The sequence below is a fragment of the Acinetobacter sp. CAU_H_60 genome, from assembly GCF_058599385.1.
Map to the genome: position 1 here is coordinate 2,132,748 of NZ_CM178653.1, position 23,256 is coordinate 2,156,003.

Annotated in this window: 20 protein-coding genes; 9 read left to right on the forward strand and 11 right to left on the reverse strand. The window is 42.6% G+C overall.

The genetic code is table 11. The features are described 5' to 3' along the window. Positions 1-2: 2 nt before the first annotated feature. From rbtA to cxpE, 3 genes are all read right to left on the reverse strand, one after another. Positions 3-1,802 (reverse strand): rhombotarget A, encoded by a 1,800-nt coding sequence (rbtA, locus tag AC4MBN_RS09980; RefSeq protein ID WP_419374705.1) that lies wholly within the window; start codon positions 1,800-1,802, stop codon positions 3-5. A 121-nt stretch (positions 1,803-1,923) separates the two neighbouring features. Continuing rightward, a complete protein-coding gene (gene hda / locus AC4MBN_RS09985) occupies positions 1,924-2,628 on the reverse strand; it encodes a DnaA regulatory inactivator Hda (RefSeq protein ID WP_159124042.1) in 705 nt (234 codons plus the stop codon). A gap of 15 nt (positions 2,629-2,643) precedes the next feature. After that, positions 2,644-3,864: a chloramphenicol efflux transporter CxpE gene (gene cxpE / locus AC4MBN_RS09990; protein WP_419374706.1), complete on the reverse strand. Its 1,221-nt coding sequence runs from the start codon at positions 3,862-3,864 to the stop codon at positions 2,644-2,646. Positions 3,865-3,999: 135 nt separating this feature from the next. Between cxpE and purM the strand changes: the two genes are divergently transcribed. Both purM and purN read left to right on the forward strand, forming a co-directional pair. Further along, positions 4,000-5,070 (forward strand): phosphoribosylformylglycinamidine cyclo-ligase, encoded by a 1,071-nt coding sequence (purM, locus tag AC4MBN_RS09995; protein ID WP_159124044.1) that lies wholly within the window; start codon positions 4,000-4,002, stop codon positions 5,068-5,070. 6 nt (positions 5,071-5,076) lie between these two features. Then, positions 5,077-5,706 (forward strand): phosphoribosylglycinamide formyltransferase, encoded by a 630-nt coding sequence (gene purN / locus AC4MBN_RS10000; RefSeq protein WP_419374707.1) that lies wholly within the window; start codon positions 5,077-5,079, stop codon positions 5,704-5,706. Positions 5,707-5,770: 64 nt separating this feature from the next. Here purN and AC4MBN_RS10005 read toward each other — a convergent pair whose 3' ends face one another. Both AC4MBN_RS10005 and sppA read right to left on the reverse strand, forming a co-directional pair. Then, positions 5,771-6,574 carry an alpha/beta fold hydrolase gene (locus AC4MBN_RS10005; RefSeq protein ID WP_419374708.1) on the reverse strand — a complete coding sequence of 268 codons (804 nt, stop codon included), beginning with the start codon at positions 6,572-6,574 and terminating at the stop codon, positions 5,771-5,773. After that, a complete protein-coding gene (sppA, locus tag AC4MBN_RS10010) occupies positions 6,571-7,593 on the reverse strand; it encodes a signal peptide peptidase SppA (RefSeq protein WP_166137701.1) in 1,023 nt (340 codons plus the stop codon). The genes AC4MBN_RS10005 and sppA overlap by 4 nt, the downstream gene beginning before the upstream one ends. A gap of 127 nt (positions 7,594-7,720) precedes the next feature. Between sppA and AC4MBN_RS10015 the strand changes: the two genes are divergently transcribed. Then, a complete protein-coding gene (locus AC4MBN_RS10015; RefSeq protein WP_419374709.1) occupies positions 7,721-8,695 on the forward strand; it encodes a lysophospholipid acyltransferase family protein in 975 nt (324 codons plus the stop codon). Here AC4MBN_RS10015 and AC4MBN_RS10020 read toward each other — a convergent pair. From AC4MBN_RS10020 to AC4MBN_RS10030, 3 genes are all read right to left on the reverse strand, one after another. Further along, positions 8,684-11,146, reverse strand: coding sequence for a DNA internalization-related competence protein ComEC/Rec2 (locus tag AC4MBN_RS10020; RefSeq protein ID WP_419374710.1), 2,463 nt, complete (start codon positions 11,144-11,146; stop codon positions 8,684-8,686). The genes AC4MBN_RS10015 and AC4MBN_RS10020 overlap by 12 nt on opposite strands. 84 nt (positions 11,147-11,230) lie before the next feature. Beyond that, the gene (gene lolD / locus AC4MBN_RS10025) at positions 11,231-11,914 is read right to left on the reverse strand and encodes a lipoprotein-releasing ABC transporter ATP-binding protein LolD (RefSeq protein ID WP_419374711.1); all 684 of its coding nucleotides are present in this window, start codon (positions 11,912-11,914) and stop codon (positions 11,231-11,233) included. Beyond that, complete coding sequence (locus AC4MBN_RS10030; RefSeq protein WP_034170943.1) at positions 11,907-13,142, reverse strand: lipoprotein-releasing ABC transporter permease subunit; 1,236 nt, start codon at positions 13,140-13,142, stop codon at positions 11,907-11,909. Before AC4MBN_RS10030 ends, lolD begins: the two co-directional genes overlap by 8 nt. 26 nt (positions 13,143-13,168) lie before the next feature. Here AC4MBN_RS10030 and AC4MBN_RS10035 point away from each other — a divergent pair, with 26 nt between their 5' ends. Further along, a complete protein-coding gene (locus AC4MBN_RS10035; protein ID WP_180004111.1) occupies positions 13,169-13,732 on the forward strand; it encodes a PilZ domain-containing protein in 564 nt (187 codons plus the stop codon). A 20-nt stretch (positions 13,733-13,752) separates the two neighbouring features. On the opposite strand, the gene AC4MBN_RS10040 is transcribed toward AC4MBN_RS10035, so the two are convergent. Beyond that, entirely contained in the window at positions 13,753-14,646 is an 894-nt protein-coding gene (locus tag AC4MBN_RS10040) for a DMT family transporter (RefSeq protein WP_180179069.1), read from the reverse strand. 14 nt (positions 14,647-14,660) lie between these two features. Further along, positions 14,661-15,146 (reverse strand): YaiI/YqxD family protein, encoded by a 486-nt coding sequence (locus AC4MBN_RS10045; protein ID WP_159124052.1) that lies wholly within the window; start codon positions 15,144-15,146, stop codon positions 14,661-14,663. Between the two features lie 248 nt (positions 15,147-15,394). Here AC4MBN_RS10045 and AC4MBN_RS10050 point away from each other — a divergent pair, with 248 nt between their 5' ends. Then, on the forward strand, positions 15,395-16,327 hold the full coding sequence (locus tag AC4MBN_RS10050; RefSeq protein ID WP_159124053.1) for a hypothetical protein: 933 nt from the start codon (positions 15,395-15,397) through the stop codon (positions 16,325-16,327). 598 nt (positions 16,328-16,925) lie between these two features. Here AC4MBN_RS10050 and serC read toward each other — a convergent pair. Next, on the reverse strand, positions 16,926-18,008 hold the full coding sequence (gene serC / locus AC4MBN_RS10055) for a 3-phosphoserine/phosphohydroxythreonine transaminase (RefSeq protein ID WP_180179070.1): 1,083 nt from the start codon (positions 18,006-18,008) through the stop codon (positions 16,926-16,928). Positions 18,009-18,444: 436 nt separating this feature from the next. Here serC and AC4MBN_RS10060 point away from each other — a divergent pair, with 436 nt between their 5' ends. From AC4MBN_RS10060 to AC4MBN_RS10075, 4 genes are read left to right on the forward strand one after another with little or no spacing between them, the layout of a single operon-like run. Continuing rightward, the gene (locus AC4MBN_RS10060; protein WP_419374712.1) at positions 18,445-19,926 is read left to right on the forward strand and encodes a TolC family protein; all 1,482 of its coding nucleotides are present in this window, start codon (positions 18,445-18,447) and stop codon (positions 19,924-19,926) included. Positions 19,927-19,937: 11 nt separating this feature from the next. After that, positions 19,938-21,017 carry an HlyD family secretion protein gene (locus tag AC4MBN_RS10065; protein ID WP_419374713.1) on the forward strand — a complete coding sequence of 360 codons (1,080 nt, stop codon included), beginning with the start codon at positions 19,938-19,940 and terminating at the stop codon, positions 21,015-21,017. Further along, complete coding sequence (locus AC4MBN_RS10070; RefSeq protein WP_168382332.1) at positions 21,018-22,160, forward strand: ABC transporter permease; 1,143 nt, start codon at positions 21,018-21,020, stop codon at positions 22,158-22,160. Beyond that, positions 22,157-23,248, forward strand: coding sequence for an ABC transporter permease (locus tag AC4MBN_RS10075; protein ID WP_491880187.1), 1,092 nt, complete (start codon positions 22,157-22,159; stop codon positions 23,246-23,248). Before AC4MBN_RS10070 ends, AC4MBN_RS10075 begins: the two co-directional genes overlap by 4 nt. Positions 23,249-23,256: the final 8 nt, after the last annotated feature.

Below are 23,256 nucleotides of genomic sequence, written 5' to 3' on the forward strand. Positions count from 1 at the left end.
CCTTAATCTTTTAATCTGCGACGTAGGCCGATCAACCCTATCAAGCCCATTAAGCCAGCGATTCCCCATGCCCCACCCGAGGTTTTCACAGACTTGTCTTTCATTTCATTTTTAGGTTCCTGTACAATCTGGGTACTTAAAACCAGATAAGGTTTGGACTTATTAAATCGTGTAGATGAAGTAACTACCTGAATTTCAAAAATGTCAGCACCATGCCATTGTGAATCTGGGGTATAAACTACATTCCCATCAATATCAATGACTGTTTTGCCCTTGGAAACAGTTTTTGTTTGGATAACCTGTAAGCAGCCATCTTGCCAAGGCTCACCCTTTGGATTCTCTCCAATAATGTTATTGCATTGTTCTTTAGGAATTAAATCACTATCTCCTAAAACAGATTCAATTGAAAACTTTGCAGTCTCTCCTTTTAGAAGATCCTGTCCAACCAGACTGGTAGATGTTGGAACTGTAATTTCAATCGCGCCACGATCACAAAATAAGTTATCCAGTAAACGGTCTACACCGCGTTGGTCTGCCGCTTCACAGCTGACTGAAGGATTGCTGCTATTGTAGCTAGTCCCTCTATTTACAATCGGTGAATCACTGACCTGATTATAATTCAACAGGATCCGAGGACGTAGATAGCCCAAAAACTGATCTTTAGGAACGCTATAAGGACATAGAATAGCATCGCTATTTTGTTTTAAATTTAGACAGACACCTTCACTTTGATCTGAAGCCTCTGCAAACAAGCGAGTACCTGTCCAGATCTGGTTTGGATACGCAGCATCACCTGTACCACAAGATGCTGTTACCAGGTTATTGTGAATCGTACTTTTATCCGTAGTTTCAATCTGACAATCCTGCGTACCATTTCTTAAAATAATACTGTTCGCCACATAGGCTTTACCATTCGGAGCATTAATACGTAGTGCTGTACCTGTATTATCCACTATAGTCAGGTTGTTGATTCCCACCCCATCAATCACATTGATCAGTGCTCCCTTATTTTTTAACAGGGTACTGCTTAGGACTTCAGCATTAATGGATTGAATATCGGCAGGATTATCGACTTGGCCCGCTGTATAAATATTGGTAGCATTATTATTAAGCGTCTGGTTATTCTTTAAAACGCTTTGATAAACCAGAAAGTATGGAAGCTGGCTATAGAGTATGCCACCCTGTTGCGCCTGATTATTTTCAACCAGGCTGGTTTTTATTTCGGCAAAAGCAATCAGATTCTGGCCGAATTTCCCCACATTATAAATGGCACCACCTTGACTCGCAGCCCCCTTATATAAGCGGCTGTAATCAATTATCAATTTACCTTTATTATGAATTAGGCCACCTTGTTCGGCACAGCTGCTTTTACCGCAACCTTCAAGGTCGAGTTCTTTTAAATTGACTTGAATCAGCTCTTCATCATTGCTAATACGGAAGAGATTATCTGTCCCTTTCATTTGAATATGAGCGTTATATAACCCCATTACCTTATCGGTACTACTAAATTCACCATCTACTTCTGCGATAGATTTAATCGTCACTGATTTCTTGATCGGGATATGTTTATTCAGAACATAGGTCGTTTTTTCTTTTAAGATAATGGTGCCAATAGCATTTTCGCCACCACAGCCCATATAACCTTCTTTAGCCAGGCCACGATTCACATATTCAACAGCTTCTCGAAGTGAACATTCCTTGTCATCTTTTTCAATATCTTCTGTGGTAGTTACAATAATTTCTGCACTATATGCCTGCCCCGCCATACATAGCAAAGCCATGCCTATGCTCTTCTTGAGCATACCCTTCTCCTTAATTTTTTATTTCTTTCTTTTTCTTCTAAAGTTGCATCTTCCTTGCAACAGCGAATTATTTTGCCTTACTTTCGCATAGACTGAGTAATTACTCAAGATGTTTTATAATTTAACGATATTCATCAATTAATGCATAAATCTGCCGCAGGTTAGCATTGCTGACCTTCAGCTTTTCGCCTTTAAGTAATTGAATAATCTGTTCTAATGTTTGTAGAAGCACGGAAGTTTGATGTGGTCCGTGATTCAGCAAATAATCAAAAATCTGTGGATCAAGATGAATACCGCGTCGGTCCAATACCGAGGATACCAAGGCAAATCGGTCCGCATAAAGACTGCCATTTGGGACACGGACACTGACTGCCTGCGTAAGTCGGGACTGCAAATCAGGTAATTCAAGCTTTAATTCAATGGGCGCAAAACGGGAAGAAAATACCAGTTGACCACCACCTTCATCATTATAATTAATCAAGTGAAAAACGGCGCGTTGCCAATGCGGAACCCCGCTAATGGCTTCAATATCATCCAGTGCGATCAGGTCAAACCGGTCCAGCGAAGTAATCGCTTCAGTGGGTGCATCCAGAAGTTCCAGCAAAGACACCTGTATAGCGGTTTTGCCGATTTCCAGATAAGAATCACAGATGGCAGAGAGTAAGTGACTTTTACCTGTTCCAGCTCCGCCATACACATAAAAGCGGCTGATTAGGCCTGCATGCAGCTGTCGGACTGCATCAATTACATGCCCCCATCCCGGACCCGAAAAATCACTAATTCGAGCATCGAGTTGAGGTTCTATATCTAGCTGCAATTGACGCATATGATTCTGATGGCCTTATGAGTCTTTATGAAGAGGTACATCCATCTTACTTGATTTCTCTCCCTCTTGCAGTGGTTTTGCTTCTGACTTTTTCATTTCAATATCAACATTTAAGTCTGAAGTTTCTACACTTATGGAACCTGTAGCCGGATCATTCATGACGACTGCCTGATTTCCATAAAATGATGTGCATTCATAATATTCCCGTGCATGTCTCAGCAGAACCACAATTACCGCTGCAACTGGGAGAGCAATCAGCATTCCCAGGAAGCCAGCCAGTTGTGCGCCCGCCAATACCGCAAAAACCACAGCAACTGGAGATAAACCTATTTTATCGCCGAGCAGGAATGGCTGTAATACATAGCCTTCTACCGCCTGACCGACCATAAACACGACACCCACCAGAACCAGTTGCCACCAGTCAATCCCGAATTGCAGGAAGGTCGCAATGACCGCTGCAATGATCCCGACCGCAAATCCCAGATAAGGAATAATACTGGCCAGACCTGCCACCATGCCAATAATCAGACCAACTTCAAGACCAATCAATTGCAAACCAATCGCATAAACGATTCCCAGCAGAATCATCACCAGAAATTGTCCTTTCACAAAGGCCCCAAGTACACTGTGACATTCACCGACGATTCTTAATGTACTTTGTTCATAAGGACGTGGAATTAGGCGACGTAAGCTTTCCAGCATACGATCCCAATCCAGCAGGAAATAGAATGCAATAATTGGAATCAGGACAATCGTACCGCCAATCTGCAAGAAGTTAATTCCAGATTGTGCAAGGCGTAGCAGGAAGGCCTGAATACTGTCAGCACTATAATTGGTTTGCACATAGTCCATGACCACATCAGAAATCTGTGTGGTATCAATTTCCATTTCAACGACATTGAAGGTATTCGACAGCCACGGTAAAAAGGTTGAATTAATCCAGCCAATGACCGCAGGTATATTGTCACGCGCATAAATCAGCTGCTGCCAGATCAACGGCACCAGATACCAGATTGCCAGGATCATAACGATCCCGATTCCAGTAAAAACGATACTAATAGAGAGCCAACGCGGCAGACCGATATCGTGCAGTTTATCTACCAGCGGGCTGAACAGATAAGCCATTAAAAACGCTGCAACAAATGGAATTACAACGGGTTTTAGTAAATATAGAAGCCACAACAACAAAGCTATCCCAGCTAGGATAAACACGCGACGCAATGTGCGATCTACCATAAAGTTTCGCCTTCTCTCTATTAATCGTTATAAAAAGTAAAATATTTTAATAAAGATAGCATTTTAGGGCATAAATACCATAAGAGTTTTGCATATTCAGGTTATAATCCCCCGCGCGAATGCGGAGACTTCATTATGAGCAACTCAACTTCTACCCCAAACACTGGTTTAAGCTACAAAGATGCAGGTGTCGATATTGAAGCGGGAGACGCGTTAGTCGACCGAATCAAGTCCGTCGCTAAGCGTACTAAACGTCCTGAAGTAATGGGCGGATTAGGCGGTTTCGGCGCCCTTTGTAAAATCCCTAAAGGTTATGAAGAACCTGTTCTCGTATCAGGCACAGATGGTGTTGGTACAAAATTACGTCTGGCACTGAATTTGAACCGTCATGACACCATTGGTCAAGATCTGGTTGCAATGTGTGTGAACGACCTTCTCGTTTGTGGTGCTGAACCACTCTTCTTCCTGGACTATTATGCGACTGGTCACCTAAATGTGGACGTAGCTGCAAATGTCGTAACAGGAATCGGTGCTGGCTGTGAACTTGCTGGCTGTGCACTGGTTGGTGGTGAAACTGCTGAAATGCCAGGCATGTACGAAGGTGAAGATTACGATCTTGCAGGCTTCTGTGTCGGTGTAGTTGAGCAAAGCAAAATTATTGATGGCTCTAAAGTAAAAGCGGGTGATGTACTTATTGGTGTTGCATCTTCTGGTGCACATTCAAACGGTTATTCGTTGCTTCGTAAAATTCTTGAAGTTAAAAATGTTGACCTGAATCAAATCGTTGATGGTCGTCCACTTGCAGATGTTGCAATGGAACCAACACGCATTTATGTGAAATCGATTCTTGAGCTGCTAAAACAAGTTGATGTACATGCAATGGCACACATCACTGGTGGCGGTTTACCTGGCAACCTGCCTCGCGTATTACCAAACGGTGCTCAAGCAGTCGTAAATGAATCTTCTTGGGAATGGCCTGAGCTGTTCAAACTTCTTCAACGCGAAGGTGGTGTAGAACAGTTTGAAATGTATCGTACCTTTAACTGTGGCGTAGGTATGGTTCTTGTTGTTGATGCAGCAGAAGCAGACAAAACTGTAGAGTTACTCAACGGTTTGGGCGAAAAAGCATGGACCATGGGTCACATTGCAGATAATGCTGAATCTGTTGAAGGGGCAGACGAAAAAATTCGTGTGATCTTCGCGTAATTTCGCATGATTAAAATTGCTGTACTTGTTTCAGGCAGTGGATCGAACCTGCAAGCCCTGATTGATGCCAATCTGTCAGGGAAAATTGTCGGGGTGCTTTCCAACAAGCCTGAAGCATTTGCTTTAGAGCGCGCTCATAAAGCAGGAATTCCAACTGCAGTCATTGAACATAAACAATATCCAAGCCGGGAAGCTTTTGATGATGTCATGCATCAGCAGCTTCTGGACTGGGATGTTGATCTAGTGGTACTTGCGGGCTTTATGCGAATTTTAAGTGAAAAATTTGTGAAAGCCTGGGAAGGGAAAATGCTGAATATTCACCCTTCTCTTTTGCCACATTACAAAGGCATGCATACCCATCAGCGCGTCCTGAATACCGGTGATGTTCTGCATGGTTGCACAGTGCATTATGTCACTCCAGAACTGGATGCCGGCCAAGCCTTAGCACAGGGTATGTTAAAAGTATCGCATCAAGATACGACTCACACTTTAGCTCAGCGGGTACATATACTGGAACATCTGATTTACCCACAAGTGGTAGAATGGATCTGTAATGGGACAATTCAGCATACTGAACAAGGTGTGTTGTACCATAATGCAAAAATGCAAGAACCTGTTCAATTCTGCAAATTCTAAAAGTCCAAATATAAAAAAACGCATCCGAGGATGCGTTTTTTTACTTCTTTAGATGGGATGAACTTTAAGCAGACTGTTGCTGAATCAGCTTTTTGACCAGACTCGCGACTTGCTCAGGCTGCTCCAATGGGAACATATGCCCACCATCTACCACTGTAAATGGAATGCCAAATTTCTTTTGCACTTGCTGCGGAAATCTGCGCGCCAAAAATGGACCTTTCTTGGCAACCACCAGATGTACTGGTACTTTTGGTTTAGCCTGAGGTAACCACCATAGTGATGGATTGGTTCTAAAGATATTCACTTCATCCATTTTAGGAATGGTGAGTTCAACTCCACCTCGAACCGGATCATCCTTTAAGGCATAGTCAATATAAGCCTGGAAGCAATCTGCATCAAAATCCTGATAAAAGCCTTTCGGTCGCAGCAGTTCAGCTGCCTGTTCCCGAGACTCCCAATGATCACGACGGCGTTTCGACAAACCTGCAGGTGACATCTGGTCCAGTGCTTTTAAGCGCAAAGTTTTTGCAATATGCAATGCAAAGGCTTCTTTGCCCATGATCATTGGTGGATCAAGCATAATCATTTGCGAAAAAAGTTCCGGACGCTGTAAGGAGGCCTGAAAACTCAGGACTGAACCTAATGAATGCCCCAAACCAATCACCGGACGTCCATGAGACTGGCGCACGATACTATCAATCACCTGCTGAGTCAGACTTTTCCAGTGATTATCAATCGGATAACGCTTATCAGGCCCTAATAACGGCACATAGATAATATCGTAATCATCTTGCAGTCCTTCAAACAGCTTTTGATAGACTTTAGATGGCACGCCATTGGCGTGCGCAAAATGAATCAATGGTTTCATTGTAAGGTCGTTTTATTTTCTGACTGAAGTTTTTGTGCCACTGAAGTTGCAATTCCTTCACCAATCGATGAGCCCATACGACCCAGTACTGACTCAAATGGGCTATATTCAATGGTGTAGTTAAGTGCTTTTTCAGTTTTTAGTTCGCGCTTCAAAGTATTTAAACTGCCAATACGGTCTGCAATACCCAATTTCACCGCCTGTTCACCGGTCCAGAACAGACCAGAGAAAATAGCAGGATCAGTCGATTTTAATTTCGCTCCACGCCCCTGCTTTACAGCATTAATAAAGTGACCATGCACATTATCCAGTACGCCTTGTACATGCGCTTTTTGCGCAGGATCAACCGGCTGTGTCATGGACAGCAAAGCTTTATTTTCCCCTGAAGTCATGGTGCGGTCTTCAACTCCAAGTTTTTGCAGCAGGTTATTCACACCATAGTTCGGCATGATCACACCAATTGAACCGACCAGACTCGATGGATTGACAATGATTTCATCTGCAGCGGATGCAATATAATAAGCACCAGAAGCCCCAGTATCACCAATCACGGCATAGAGTTTTTTCTCAGGATGCTGTTTTTTCAGATACTGGATTTCCTGCCAGATTTCATCTGACTGGACTGGTGAACCACCCGGTGAATTAATATTTAGAACAACAGCCTTACTCTGTTTGTTTTCGAAGGCTTTTTTGAGTGATTTGATGGTATTGCTACTGTTCACGCTTTGCTTGTCTGCGGCAATCGTACCAATAATATCAACTACAGCAATGTGTGCACCTGCGCCTGCACTCGGATCAGAAGCACTCATGCTACAGCCTTTACCCAGCGCAAGAATGACAACCAGCAGATAAGCAAAGGTTAGAAATTTAAAGAAGATCCCCCAGCGACGTGCCCGTCGTTGCTCTTCTACTGAAGCTAAAACTGCTTTTTCCAGCAGTTTCCATTCTGGGCCAGTCGGCTGAACTGGTTGTTGCGTATTTTGTATTTGATTTTCAGGTTTTGGTGGCCAATCGGACATAAATAATCCAATAAATTAATTTATATTGAACCCATTATATACACCGAAAAGGGTAATTCTGTCTAAAGAAACCGTTTTCGCCTATAATAAATGCTATTCTTTTTTATTTTATCAATATTACAACTCAATGACTGAACGCAGCTCAAAGAATTCAGCTTACGGTTTACTCAAATATATTAGCCGCCAACCGCTTTCAGTTTCCCGATGGATTGCGCGTATTCTTGCCTTAATCGTTAATATTTTTAAAGTTTCTAAAACTTCTGATGTAATTCGCCTGAACCTTGAGATCAGTTTGTCTGAACTGTCGACACAGGAAAGAGAACGGATTACCCGTGCCGCGATTCGCAATGAACTGATGTCTTATTTTGAATTTTTTAGTATTTGGGGTTCGAGTAATCAGAAAAATATTGAGAGAGTGCATAAAGTTATAGGCGAAGATTTACTGCATGATGCCTTGGCACAAAATAAAGGTCTAGTGCTGATTGTGCCGCACTTTGGCACTTGGGAAATTATGAATGCCTATGTTGCGCAATTCACTTCAATGACCATTATGTATAAACCTGTAAAAAATCAGGCAGCGGATCAATTTGTCCGTGCAGCTCGTAGCCGCGAACAGGCCAATCTGGTGCCGACAGATGAGTCTGGCGTAAGACAGATTTTCAAGGCCTTGAAGCAAGGTGGTACTACTGTCATTCTGCCGGATCATACACCTAACGTTGGCGGTGAATATATTCCTTACTTTGGCGTTCCTTTGGCCACCAGCAACCTAAGTGCCAAGCTGATCCAGAAAACCAAAGCCCGTGCGCTGTTTCTTTATGCCCTGCGTAATGAGGGTGCTGGCTTTGATATTCATATCGAAGCCATAGATGAAGAAATTTATCAGGGAGATGCCAATCAGGGTACAGGCATCATCATCAAAACGATTGAGAACCTGATTCAGCGTCATCCTGAACATTATCACTGGAGCTATAAACGCTTTAGAGCTCACGAAGATCTGGGAAATATTTATAAGCTTGATCATGACCAAGCTTTGTCCAAAGTGAACCAGTTAAGAACTTCTAATCCGGCTCCTATCGAACCATCTCTAGAATCAGTCATTTAGATTTTGTTTTTGTAACCATTTCCAGCGACTTCTTTCAGTTTCTAGAATGATTTGAGTTCCTTGCTGATGAAAATGCAGGCTGCCATGCTCTGCTGTAGTCAATAAAGGAATTTTCAATTCTTTGAGCCGCTGTTGAGTCAACTGACTTGGATGTCCATAACGATTAAATTTTCCCGCAGACGCAATCGCCAGCTTAGGACGATAATGCTGCAAAAAATGATAAGCTGAACTATGCTGACTGCCATGATGGCCTAATACCAAAACATCCACTTTTAAATCAGGATAGTCTTTGAGTAACTGATATTCAGTCTGCCAACCTGCATCTCCCATCAGCAGAAAATTCTGATAAGGCCAGACATCTTTGAGCTGCAAATACACCACGCAAGACAGGTCATTTTTATTGAAATTAGCGGTATTTAATTGTTCTAGTTTTGGTGCAATGACCTTAATCTGCAGATCATTCTGCCATTGCCACTGCTGTCCCTGATAACATAATTGAAAGTTTGAAGAAGCTACAGTTTCGGTCACTTCATTGGCATAGATATTCTTAATCTTGAGCTGGTCTTTAATGCTGTGATAAGCACCGCTATGGTCCTGATCCAGATGCGTTAAGATCACCTGCTCTAGTTGAGACACACCTTGTACCGACAGAAATGGCAGGATCAGCTGCTTTCCAATACTAAATTTTTCCTCATCATAATAACCGCCCATATCGATCATCATGTTATGAGTTCCATAACGAAAGAATATCGCCTGCCCTTGCCCGACGTCCAGCACCGAAAGCTGAAATGGCGGATGATAGAATTGAGGAATACAAATTGGTACCGCCGCGACAGCTATCCAGGATTTTGGTAATACGCCTCGTGGTAAGAATAAAATCAGCAAAGACAGGATAGATAGCTCAATCATCCAGAGATTCATTGCAACTGGGATTAACTGTGGTTTAAACCAGTGATCTAGCAAATTTAAGAATCCTAACAGGATATTCAGCAACAGATCATTAAGCTGAAATAACATGCTTGAGACCGGTTCAGCGATAAAAAATAGAATCGCTGCCAAAATATCGATCGGTACAATCAGCAAACCAATCCAAGGAATTGCAACCAGATTACTGAACGGCGTGATCCAGGCAATCTGCTTAAAAAATAGCATCATTAAAGGAAATAAAGCGAGAAAGATTTTCCACTGTGATTCCACCAGTACGTTAGCTGCAAAATACAGTTTTTGTATTGCTGTCTGATTTTGCTCGGATGGTCGCTGTTGAATGGTCTGATAAATTCTGAGCAATACAAAACAGGCCCCAAAGGACAGCCAGAAAGCCGCGGACAAGATACTAAAGGGATCAATGAATAACAGTAAGGCAGCGCTCAGAATCAGAAGTTTTAAAGCCTGCAAATTTTGCCGGAGCAGCATGAGAAGAACGCCAATCATACAGATCAGCAGAGTGCGGATTGCCGGGATTTCAAAACCCACAAAGGCACAGTACAGCACCACACAAAACAGAAAAGGCAAGGCCAGAAAATACTGGCGTGGCCATCTTAGATAAAGCTGAGACATACTTTGTGCGACGAGTAGCCGAAGCATGGCACAGACCATCAGGGCAAAGATCAGCACATGTGGACCCGAAATCGCCAATAAGTGACTCATACCCATACGTCGAAATTGCTGCCCAGTTGCGGGATTTAAAAGGCTTTCATCTCCAGTGAGCAAAGCCAGAAGCAAACCTTTATTTTGTACAGGTTGCCTTGCTATGAACTCTCTTAATTCCAGCCGTTTCTGTTCTACCCAAAGTAAAAATTGCTGAGTTAAAGCTCTTTGCTCTCGAATATACTGACTATGCCCCAGTGTAGAAACATTAGCTGAATCAAGTTGCTCTATCTGTTTGATCCGGAAACCTGCCATCACATTCTGTTGCAGTGCCCACTTTTCCACATCAAAAGCACCGGGCGTTGCATAACTGTGATTAGGACGTACCTGCCCTTGCAACCGATAATAATGCCCCAGTTTAAGTGTATTTAAATTTTCATGATTCGCTGATAGTTGTGAAGTATTCGGAGGTTTTACAGATAGAAAACCCATCCAGGTTACGGTGCGTCCATTAAGATTTAATACTTCCAAAGGCTGCTGGATGGATTGATCACCGAGTTTATTCAAGCGTTTGACATAAACGATAATGTCTTTTTGCTGTACTTCATGCTCGACATTCAATAGCCGTTGGCTAAGCTGTTGATTGGCATAACCATGTCCCAGAAATATCCCGATTAGAATGCAGATGCCTACTAGCGATCCTTTATGTAAAGGCTTTTTCAGAACCGCATTACATTTAGAACTACACAGATAGCAAAGTACTGCGAGAAATATGACTATTACTGAATTTAACTGGATATTGAGAAAATTTTTTCCCATACAGGCCAGGCCTAAAATCCAGCCCAGACACAGCCATTGCAACATGAAGTTTTTCTTTTTTATTATTATGTGCAGACAATAATAAAGCCCACCGAGGTGAGCTTCAATTAAAGAGGATTATTCCTGCAATTAGTCATTCATCCATAGACCGTCACGCATATGTAGAATCCGGTCTGCCGAATGTGCCAATTGCTCATCATGAGTCACAATTAACATGGCCATATTGAATTCACTACGTAATTCAGTCAGCAACTCAAAGATTTTATCGGCTGTTTTACGGTCCAAGTTACCTGTTGGCTCATCTGCCATCATTAACTTCGGCTTGGTCACCACGGCACGAGCCAGTGCTACACGCTGACGCTCACCACCAGAGAGTTCGCCCGGTTGATGGGTTAAACGATGGGTTAATCCAACACGCTCCAGTAAGTATTCTGCCTGCTGTTTAGCCTCTTTAAACTTGACGTTTCTACGCAGCATTAAAGGCATCGCGACATTTTCTAGTGCAGTAAACTCTGGCAATAAATGGTGGAATTGATATACAAAGCCCAAATTTTCATTACGGACATAGCCACGTTCTGCTTCAGATAAATTGTCAAAACGGCGGCCATTGACCATCACTTGTCCGGCAGAAGGACGGTCAAGTCCTCCCAGAATATGTAATAAGGTACTTTTACCGGAACCACTTGAACCGACAATAGAAACAAATTCCCCGGCGTTTACCTGCAATGAAATCCCTTTGATCACATCAACCGTAGATTTTCCATCTGTAAAAGATTTCTCGATATTTTGGGCATCTAGAACCAAACTACTCATAACGCAATGCCTCCGCCGGTTGAATTTTAGCAGCACGGAATGCTGGATAAATAGTGGCCAGGAAACTTAAAGCAAGTGACAGACCTACAATCACGACCACATCCTGCCAGCGCAGATAAGAAGGTAAATAGTTGATGAAGTAAGCATCAAACATATTCAGGCCAAGTGAATTGTTTAACCAGCCAATAAAACTACTAATACTGGTGGCGGCAATAATCCCGAGAATGGCACCCGCACAAGTTCCAATTACGCCAATCACAGTACCTTGAACCATAAAGATACGGGTAATCGTGGCAGGTGAAGCACCCAAAGTACGTAAAATTGCGATGTCGGATTTTTTATCTGTGACCACCATCACCAGCGAAGATACGATATTAAATGCTGCGACCAGAACAATCAGGAATAGCAATAAGCTGACCATTGCTTTTTCCATCTGGATTGCGCTGAACAGATTACCATGAGTATAAGTCCAGTCAGAGGCATAGAAGTTGCCCGGTAAATCACGCACAATTTCTTGAGAAACCTGAGGGGCAGCAAAAATGTCATCCAGCTTCATACGCACGCCCTGCGCACCATCTGGCAGACGTAACAAGGTTGAAGCATCATTCAGAGCAATATAACCCATCATCGAATCAACTTCTGCACCAATACTGAAGATCCCGACCACTTTAAAGCGTTTAAAACGAGGTACGACCCCTGCTGGTGAAGGCGTCGCTTCGGGCAGAACCAAGGTAATATTGTCGTTCAAGCCTACGCCCATGGCATCTGCCATTTGCTTGCCTAAAACAATCCCAAATTCACCTTTTTTCAGGTTATCAATACTACCCTCGACCATATGGTTCTGGATGATCGAAACTTTCTTCTCATACTTTGGTTCAATCCCGCTGACCATAATTCCGGCAACTTGCCCTTGAGCCGTCAGCATCCCCTGTAACTGGGTAAACGGAGCCACACCTTGAACGTGTTCATGCCGTTCAATCTGCTTTGCAAGTTCAGGCCAATTTGTTAGAATTTGCGTCGAAGAAACAGTGGCTTGAGGAACCATCCCCAAGACACGATTTTTCAACTCTCGGTCAAAACCATTCATCACAGACAAAACTGTAATGAGGACTGCTACACCGAGCGTGAGACCGATCATTGAGACCAATGCGATAAAAGAAATGAAGTGGTTACTACGCCGTGCGCGAGTATATTTCAACCCTATATACAGCGAGATTGGTTTGAACATAACCATCTAGTCCGAGGTAATAAATTATGGAAAATGTACAGCATCCAAACGGATTCACTGAAAGACGAGTCATGTCTCGAATCGATGCTGCTTTACGAATCAATTATCAGATTATTTCCGATGATGTTGCCTTGAATGATCCTTACGATGCTAATTTCGTATTGCCCCGCTATTTTCTACTACTTGCAGAGCTAGATCAATTTGATCATGCTGTTAACTACGAATTAGAACAATTATCTGAAAAAGATCAACAAATTGCTCGAATCTTATCCTTATTCAACCAAAAATTAAACCTTATTACCGGTTCTTTGTATGACGCAATTGTACAAAGCATGTTACCTGTACCGGAACATGTGAACTTTTCAGAGACCGGTTTTAGCTTCTTTAGTGATCAGCCGATTAGCGAAGGCACCTATCTGCATGTGACTTTAAGTCACCCGGAAAACTTCTTCCACATCGCGGCAACCGCTCAGGTGGCCTACAGTCGTGCAGAAGAAAACGGGAAATATCGTACGGGTGCTTATTTCATTACCCTGCACCCTCAGGATCGCGTCAAACTGGGCGAATGTGTGAAAGCCAGCTTTGCTTAAGACTGGCATCTATCTTTTTATTAAAGGCGGGCTTTATAGCTCGCCTTAATTTCTTTAGCAAAATAAACCACTAAGCCGAACAATAAAATTACTACACCCACCAAAGCAATGAGTGGCAATTTTTCATTATTCAATAATACACCTACCAGCAAGGCCAGCATTGGTGTCAGGACTGTGGTTAAAGACAAAGTCGTCGGTTTAATTTTCTGTACCAGCTTGAAATAACAGAACATCGCAATCAGCGAAGCCATAATTACCGCATATACCAGACCAAATAAGGACTTGGCATGTGGCATAGCAGTGGGTGCGTATTGCCAGATAAATGGCAACATACCCAGAGAAAAAACGACTGACAAGCCAATCGAACCGGCCGCCTGTGCCATAGGATCAATTGGTGCATTAATTTTCTTCACCCAGAACATGGATACGCAATAAACTAATACCCCAACCAGAGCGATCACAATTCCAATTGGCTGTATATGCTGATCTGCATCGCCTAGACAGACCACCGAAAGTCCGGTTAAAGCAATTCCCATCCCCAGCCATTGATTCAGGGAAAGCTGCATCTGAAAAACAAAACGCCCAATCAGGCCTGAAATTAAGGGTGCCAAGCCGAACATTAAGGCAATAATACCAGAGCTTAAATAATCCGTAGACCAGTAAGTAAAAATTTGCGAGCCGATAAAACTGCAAGCACCCGCCAAGTAACTATGCAGAGAAACACGATCAAGCGGTAATCTGGTTTTAAATAACCACAACATTCCTAAGGCCAGAGGCAAGGCCAAAAAGAAGCGTATCGCCAATGCCCACATCGGATGCAAATCTTCCACACTCCACACAATCGCCAGTGGTGTGGTGGACCAGATGAAAACCAGCAAGGCATAGGTCAACATCAGGTTACTTTTTGGGGGCATACTTGATCTCGTTTTTATTTAATCGCAGTTTTGCGTTTCTGTTTTTGAATGGTTTGATCTAGAGAGCTGGAAAACTCACGTTTATCGCGTTCAGAAATCGGCGGTGGGCCACCAGTTTGTACACCAGCACCACGCAAGGTATCCATAAAATCACGTAAATGCAGACGTGCTTTGACGTTCGCCACTGTATAGATTTCACCACGCGGGTGAATCGCGATACCGCCCTTCTCGATGACTTGAGCAGCCAAAGGAATATCCTGCGTCACCACAATGTCATGCTCTTTCATACGGTCGACAATTTCCTGATCCGCCGCATCTGCTCCGCTCATGACCTGAATAGAATTGATGCGAATCGACGGTGTAATTCCTACCGGCTGATTGGCCACAAAAGTGACTTCAAGCTGGTAACGATCGGAGGCACGAATAATCACATCTTTCAGAATACGAGGTAATGCATCTGCATCGACCCAAAGTTTGAATGGCAACACACAGCTTTCCATAAGGGAGAAATTTGGACTAGTGTAGCAAATCAGAGGATACAGGTTGATGCCTAAAACCGCTCTTTCTCTGAATATCCTGATATTTAAATACTCAGCTCAGCCGTATTAAATGAGTCAGCTATCCACAATCTAAAAAAATTTGACTTCACATGATTTGCATTTTAATTTTTAAATTCATTCGAGTGACTTGAAAAATCGCAATGACCCTCGATTAACTATACATAAGTCATCCAAGATCAATTGTGCATATGAAAAAACAGAATAGCCCAGAGATCATCACTATTGATGATCAGAATTTCGGTAGTCATGTCGAACATTGGACCTTGCTTACTGAAAACCCAGGCACAGATGTTCCCCAATGGTTAGGCAAAGCCCTTGATGCACCTGTAATGCCGATGGGCTTGTGTACACAAGAATGCGATATGGATGAAACCACCTGGCTGATTCAGGGACCGAGCAAAGCTGCGGTACAATTAAGCCAAGTGATTGCCGTAGAAAATAACAAGCCACAGGCTGTGAAAACCGCATTTCCGGGTTTTGACAGTCCCTACCAGGTGAAAGCCACGATTGACCGGATTATTTCTTGTAAATCCGACACCCAAGCTGTGTTGCGTCTCAATCTGGGTGCCAACAATATCATCTATGCCTTTGATACGCTGTACAGCGTCAATCGGTCGCATTATGAAAAAGACCAGTCTTATATCGTCAACTTAAATGCCTGGGCTTATGAACTGGAAGTGGTGACTGACCATGAACATTTAGTCGTGGATGATCCTGCCTCTATCAAACATCACCGTGCCCTGAATGCAATTCTTGCGGAAAATAATGGTGTTGCACCGGATAATTTACAGGAACAGATCGATGCCTGGGAGCCGAAATCTGAAGAAGACAAAGAACCGGTAACGGTCGATTTCTCCAAAATGGTCGCTTATCTCTATGGTGAGACCATGGGTCAGGAAGATGAAGCCTGGTTCCAGGGCAATATTGTCGGTAAAACTTCAATGCAATTCATGGATCAGGACTACATGCTCTATGATGTCACCCTGATTCATGATGAAGGCCAGCCGGCTACCTTGATCCGTGTAGCCACCCGCAATGACAAGCATAAAGATTTCCAGATTGGTCAATATATTCGGGGCAATCTGTGGATTCAGGCCAATATCTATCGAAAAGCAGCTTAAGCTGAATATCCAGATCGGAGACTCATATTTTTATATGAGTCTCCTGTTTTTTATTTATTTTACTGCGATATTCTCTCAATTCTGATTATTTTTTATCCACAATTAAAATCAGAATTAATGGATTTTGAATTCATTAAAAATAGATTTATCCACAGATTTAAATTCAAATGAATTCATTTTCAATGTTATCTTAAACTGAATAATCATTTTAAAAACATCGTAAAAATAATGACTTAATATAATAGTCTGTTATTTCTCAATATATTGAAGCCAGTTATTTAAATAAAATTAAGACTTTATGAAGTTTAGTTAAGAATGGACTTTATTTAATCAATTTTTTATGGTAAAAATACGATCAACAAATAATCATTTACGATAAATAGATCGGATAATAAATATCTATGAAAATCGTTCAAGAAGAAAATTTACAGCAGGTTGAGCATCATCTTGGCTCGCGTTATCAGCTTGATATGATGTCATGCCTATTTTTCGTATTAGGTATGCTCATTTGCGGCTATATCTTACATAGCTTTGTTTTTTAACCCGAATTAAATGATAAAAAACCCGGCCAATTGCCGGGTTTTTTAATCCTCAGGAATTAAGCATTGCGTTTAGCAAAGTCATCCATGAAGTTTACCAATGCCTGTACACCTTCTAACGGTACGGCATTGTAAATGCTGGCACGCATACCGCCTACTGAACGGTGGCCGGCAAGGTTAAGCAAATGGTTTTCTTTTGCTTCTTTCAGGAACTGTTTTTCAAGTTCAGGATTTGCCAAGGTAAATGGAACATTCATGATTGAACGGTTTTCTTTGGCAATCGGATTTGCATAGAAGTCGCTAGAATCGATATAGCCATAAAGCAATTCAGCTTTTTGCAGGTTCACTTTATGAATCGCGTCTACACCGCCCTGTTCCAGTAACCATTCAAATACCAGACCAGATAGATACCATGCATAAGTTGATGGTGTGTTGACCATCGAACCATTTTTCGCTTGATCTGCATATTTCAGGATGCTTGGAATTTCAGGTTTAGCCTGATCAAGCAGATCTTCACGGATAATAACCAGTGTTAAACCTGCAGGGCCAATATTCTTTTGCGCACCGGCATAGATCAGACCGAATTTAGAAACATCAATCGGTGCAGACAGAATGCTTGAAGAGAAATCACATACGAGTGGCTTATCAGTTTCTGGCACATGGGCAAATTGCAGACCGCCAATAGTTTCGTTATCTGCATAATGCACATAAGCGGCATCATCAGAAAGATTCCAGGTGCTTTGATCAGCAATCGCTAATTTACCATCTTCAGTTTTAATGCCTGCTTCAACCACATTGATATCGCCATAGCGTTTAGCTTCTTTCAATGCTTTTTCAGACCAGATACCGGTACGGATATAGTCAGCTTTGTTGTTTTTACCCAGCAAGTTCAATGGAATTGCCGAGAATTGCAAAGATGCACCACCCTGCAAGAACAGTACTTTATAGTTCTCAGGAATATTCATGAGTTTGCGAAGGTCTGCTTCTGCCTTTTCCGCAACTGCAACATAGTCTGCACTACGGTGGCTCATTTCCATGATCGAAAGACCTTTGCCCTGCCAGTCAAGCATTTCAGCTTGAGCCTTTTCAAGTACGGCAGTAGGTAATGCAGCAGGACCAGCACAGAAGTTGTACGCGCGCATGATTTTTCCTTTCAGAGTGAAACACAATAAAATGATGGCATTTAACCATATCTGGACGCCGCTTGCACAAAATTATTTCTATCCAAGAATGAAGATAGAGTCAAAAAACCAATCTAGATTCGAGGGATAATTTGAATATCTTTGATTTTTTTGTTCTAACTCGGTGATTTCATTTATGAGAAATTGTACAGCTAAAAATATTCAATCTCATCCAATGCTTAGAAGATGTTGAATCGGCCGCTAATATAAAATAATTGAAAAATGAATTTAAACTCGGCTCAAGTTTTAGAGTGACATAGAACTATCAGCTTGAAACTTGAGAAGTGAATTGTTTCAAATTACAACAATACTACAACTTAACCCACCCCTGCACTGCAAGCAATTGATTTATAATGCAGCTTAGACTGAATTAATGTGACTTTTACATTACCACTTTATGAATATGAAGAAAAATAAACAATGTGTCTGCTGGGGTCTGACTGTGCTTGCATCCATGATGTATGGCAGTTTTGCTTATGCACAAACCATCAGCTTTCAGGATGCAGAACAACAATTGTTGCAACGTTCCTATAGTAGCCAGGCTTTTCAAAGTCTGGAGCAAGCTTCTAAACTTGAGGCCGAAGCTGTGAAAGGCATTGGTCTGCCTCGTGTTGACCTGAATGTTCGTGCCTATGCCTTTCACAGTGAAGTCGATATTCCATTAAAGCAGTTTAAAAATAATCTGGAAAATTCACTCTCCCAAGGCGTGAATGGCCGGCTTAATGAGTGGGAGGCCAGTAATGGTGTGGATTTACCCGCAGGTATTACCGATCCACTGCGTGAAGGACTTAATAATACTATTCATAGCGGAGTTGGCCTGATTCCGGATACGTCTAATGTCGTCCTTGAAGATCAGGTGATTCGTCCCACTGTTTCCGTGATGATGCCACTATATACCGGAGGCCTCACCCGTAGCGCCAAAGAAATTGCCAATATTCAGTCAGGACGTAGCGAACTTAGTAATCAGCAGCAACAGGACACGCAGCGTTTTGAGCTGATTCAGTCCTATTTTAATGTTCAACTACAAAAACAGTTACTGGATGCGGCACTTTTTAATTCAAATGCCATGCAGCAACATTATCGTAATGCTTTGAAGCTGGAACAGCAGGGTTTTATCAGTAAAGGTCAACGCATGCAGTTTGAAGTGGCACGCAATAATGCTGAACGCGCACAACAAAATGCCCAAGCCAATCTAAATGCTGCCCTATTTCAGCTGAATAACCTGTTGCTGGATAGCAATATCACCGAGCTAAGCACACCTTTGTTTGTGAATCGTGCTGAACCACAAAATGTGAATATTCTGCTCAGCAGTTTTAGCCAGAACTCTCCCCTGATCAAAAAAATGCAGATGGATACCGAGCTGGCCAAAGCCAATGTCAAAGCCCAGCAGGCCGCTAAAAAGCCAAATGTTTTTGCGTTTGGTGAATATAGTCTAGATCAACATCAAAACTGGATTGTAGGGGTTGCAGCACGCTATAACCTGTTCTCAGGTATTGATAAAAACAAGAATATTCAGGCTGCTGAACTAAAACGCTATGCCGCTGAACTCATGACGGCGCGTACCCAGCAGGAGATTGAAAACCTGATTTATAAATCATTTAGTGAAGCAGTCAGCGCCCAGCAAAGTGATGCTCTACTTCAGCAGAACCTGAAAGCAGCTCAGGAAAATCTGCGTATTCAGGAATTATCCTTTAAGGAAGATTTCGGGACAGCGACCCAGGTCATCGATGCCCAAAACATGCTCAGCAGTTTAAAAGCAGAAATGGCATTAAATGCTTTTAAATATGTGATGTCTCTTGCGACCTTATTACAGAGCCATGGCTCAATTGTTGAATTTCCAAATTACATGCAACATGCCAATACCCACTATATTCGTTAATGGAGCCAGACATGACAGATGAGCAAAAGCCAGAACATCCTGTTGATGAACCGGCTTCAGAAATCAATTACAGTGAATCAGAGCCAGATAATCCTGAAAGCACAGAAAAAAAATCGCGCAAAAAATATCTGCTTTTAGCTTTAATTCCAGTGATTCTTGCTTTGATTGGGTTTGGCCTATGGAAAACCTATCAACCCAAAGAAATCGAGCTACAAGGCCGGGTTGAGGCAGAAACCGTTCAAATGGCCACTAAAGTTCCAAGCCGGATTGAAAAGATTTATGTACAGGAAGGCGATAACGTCAAGAAAGGCCAGGCGCTGGTAAAATTGCATAGTCCTGAAATTGAGGCGAAAAAGCAGCAGGCTTTAGCCACTTTACAGTCTGCATTAGCACTTCAGTCCACCGCAGAACGTGGTTCTCAGGAAGAAAATATCGCTTCTCTGTATGCCAATTGGCAGTCACTAAAAGCACAGGAGCAACTCGCTAAAACTTCCTATCAACGTGGAGCCAATCTATTTAAGGAAGGCGTCATTTCCCGCCAGCGCCGAGATGAACTGTTTGCAGCTTCACAATCTGCGTCGCAAATGACAGAAGCCGCTTATCAGCAATATGTTCGGGCTAAACGCGGCAGTACACCAGAACAGAAAAGTTCAGCAGATGCTCAGGTCGATATAGCCCGTGCAGCAGTCGCTGAAGCCAACGCATTAGAAGCTGAAACTGAATTACTGGCACCGATTGATGGTACCGTCTCCAAAACCTATGGCAATGCCACTGAACTGGTGGCAACCGCAGTGCCAGTGGTCAGCCTGATCTCGGCAGAACGCTGGATCAGCCTGAATATTCGTGAAGACCAATATGCCGCTTTAGGTAAACAGCAACAGCTTGAAGGTTTTATTCCGGCACTGAATCAATCAGCCACTTTTAAAGTGAAAAATATTAGTGCTGAAGGTGAATTTGCCACCATTAAAACTACGCGCCAAACCGGTGGTTATGATGTCCGCAGTTTTAAAGTTCATCTTGTGCCAGTCACTGAAATGCCTGAGTTAAAAGTCGGCATGAGCGTGCTGTTTAAATTGAAAGAGCCGAAATAAATGGCTTCTGGATTCTGGGCGGGTATTCAGCGTGAAATACGCTATTTATGTAGAGAGAAATGGGATCTGGCTCTGGTCCTACTCGCCCCTGCCTGTATTCTGATTTTACTTGGCAGCATGTTTGCCAAAGGCAAACCGGATCATCTACCAGTCGCCATTATTGATCAGGATCAAAGTAGCCTGAGCAGCAAGATTTATGATCATTTATCTTTGAATCATACCCTACAAGTGCATACCATTTCTGATCAAACGGTCGAAATCGAAAAGCTATTAAACGAAAATAAAATCTGGGGCTATATTCATATTCCTGCCGGAGCCGAGCAACGACTGGTCAAAGCTCAGGATGCTGAAATTAGTATTGCTTTTAATCAGAGTTATTTTAGTATCGGTAATACCATTTCTTCAGCCATGCTACTCAGTACCTTACAGGCTCTGGCTGAATTTACTGGTAAGCAGTATCTAGGTAACACGCTCCCCTATCTGGAAGCACCTACACCGAATATTAAAATTTCCCCACTGTATAATCCGCAGCTGAATTATGAATTTTATCTGGAACCTTACATGGTGCCGGCAATTTTGCACTTGCTGTTATGTTGCTGTGTAGCTTTTGCTGTGGGTCAGGAAATTAAACGACATACTGTTAGTCATTGGATTGCCCAAAAAAACTTGTGGTCGGCACTGCTGTCTAAAAATCTGGTTTATGTAGCAATCTTTTGTTGCTGGACCTGGGCTTGGATGTTTTGGCTGGTCGAAATTCGTGGCTGGTTTATTGCCGGGTCATTATGGCTAATTCTTCTGGCTCAAATACTGTTCTATAGTGCTTATGCCTTTATTAGCAGTGCGGTGGTTCTGGCCACTCAGGACCTGACTAAATCTTTTGGTCTACTAGCAGTCTATGGTGGTTCATCGCTCAGTTTTGCTGGGGTGACTTTGCCCCTTAATAATGCTCCACTATTTACCCAGTTCTGGGCCAATATTATTCCCTATACACCCTATGCCAAGTTACAGACTGAACAATGGGTGATTGGTAGTCCGTTCTATCTTTCATTGCAACCGATGTTCGTACTTATCATTTATGTCGTACTTTATGCTGTGTTGGCCTATGTCTTTCTCAAAAAAACAGCCAAAGGAGTGTCAGCATGAAATCACTCTGGAACGCTTATTGCCAAACTTTTAAAGACATTATTAGCAATACCAGTATTTTTACCACGCTGATTTTATCGGTTCTGTTTTACAGTTTTTTTTATCCGACCGCATATAAGGCAGAACAGGCAGAAGCCTTGCCGATTATTATTGTCGACGAAGAGCAAAGTGCTTTAACCAATACCATTATCAGTCATGTCAGCCAAAGCCCCAATGTACAAATCAAGGCGGTGACTGGAAATTTTGCTGAAGCCAAATATTGGGTGGAAACTCAAAAAGCCGACGGGATTTTATTATTACCAGATAATCTTTCTCAATCTATCCGGCATGGTGAAAATGGCGGGATTGGGCTGTACTTAAGTGCTGCCAACTTTTTAATTACCAAACAGATTGGTTTAGGCTTGGTCTCTTCAGTAGAAAATACCTTAAGTGAATATGCTGAACGTTTTAGCGAGATTTCACACTTCTCTCCTGCCCTATCCATTCACCAGATTCCATTATTTAATACGCTTTCTGGCTATGGCAGCTATGTGTTTCCGGCTGTTGCGCCACTGATTATTCATCAGACTATTTTTCTAGGCCTGAGTATGTTGATTGCGTTGTATCGGGAAAATAGACAGGTGATTAATCTGACCACCTTAAGTGGCATCAGTTTGGCGATTCTGACCATTGGCTGTCTGGGCTGTTACTATCTGTTTGGTTTTACTTTCTGGTATTTTGATTATCCCCGTGGCGGAAATTTTTGGGGCATGCTGCTTGCTGTACCTGTCTTTGTATTCTGCATGATCGGTATCACAGTGCTGTTCGCCAGTTTTCTGGACATGCCAGAACGAGCCGGCCATATCATTGTTTTTACCTCGATTCCGCTATTCATGCTGTCAGGAGTCGCCTGGCCCCATGCTGCTATGCCAGTCTGGGTCCAACTCATTGGGCAAGCCTTACCTTCGACCCAAATCGTGCAGATGTTTATTCAACTCAATCAGATGGGCGTGCCTACTTATATGGTGCTAGGAAAGCTTGCTTATCTATTGGTGATCGGCACCATTTGTATAAGCTTAGGGTATTATCGGCTACGCCCACGTTCTTAACTCTGGAT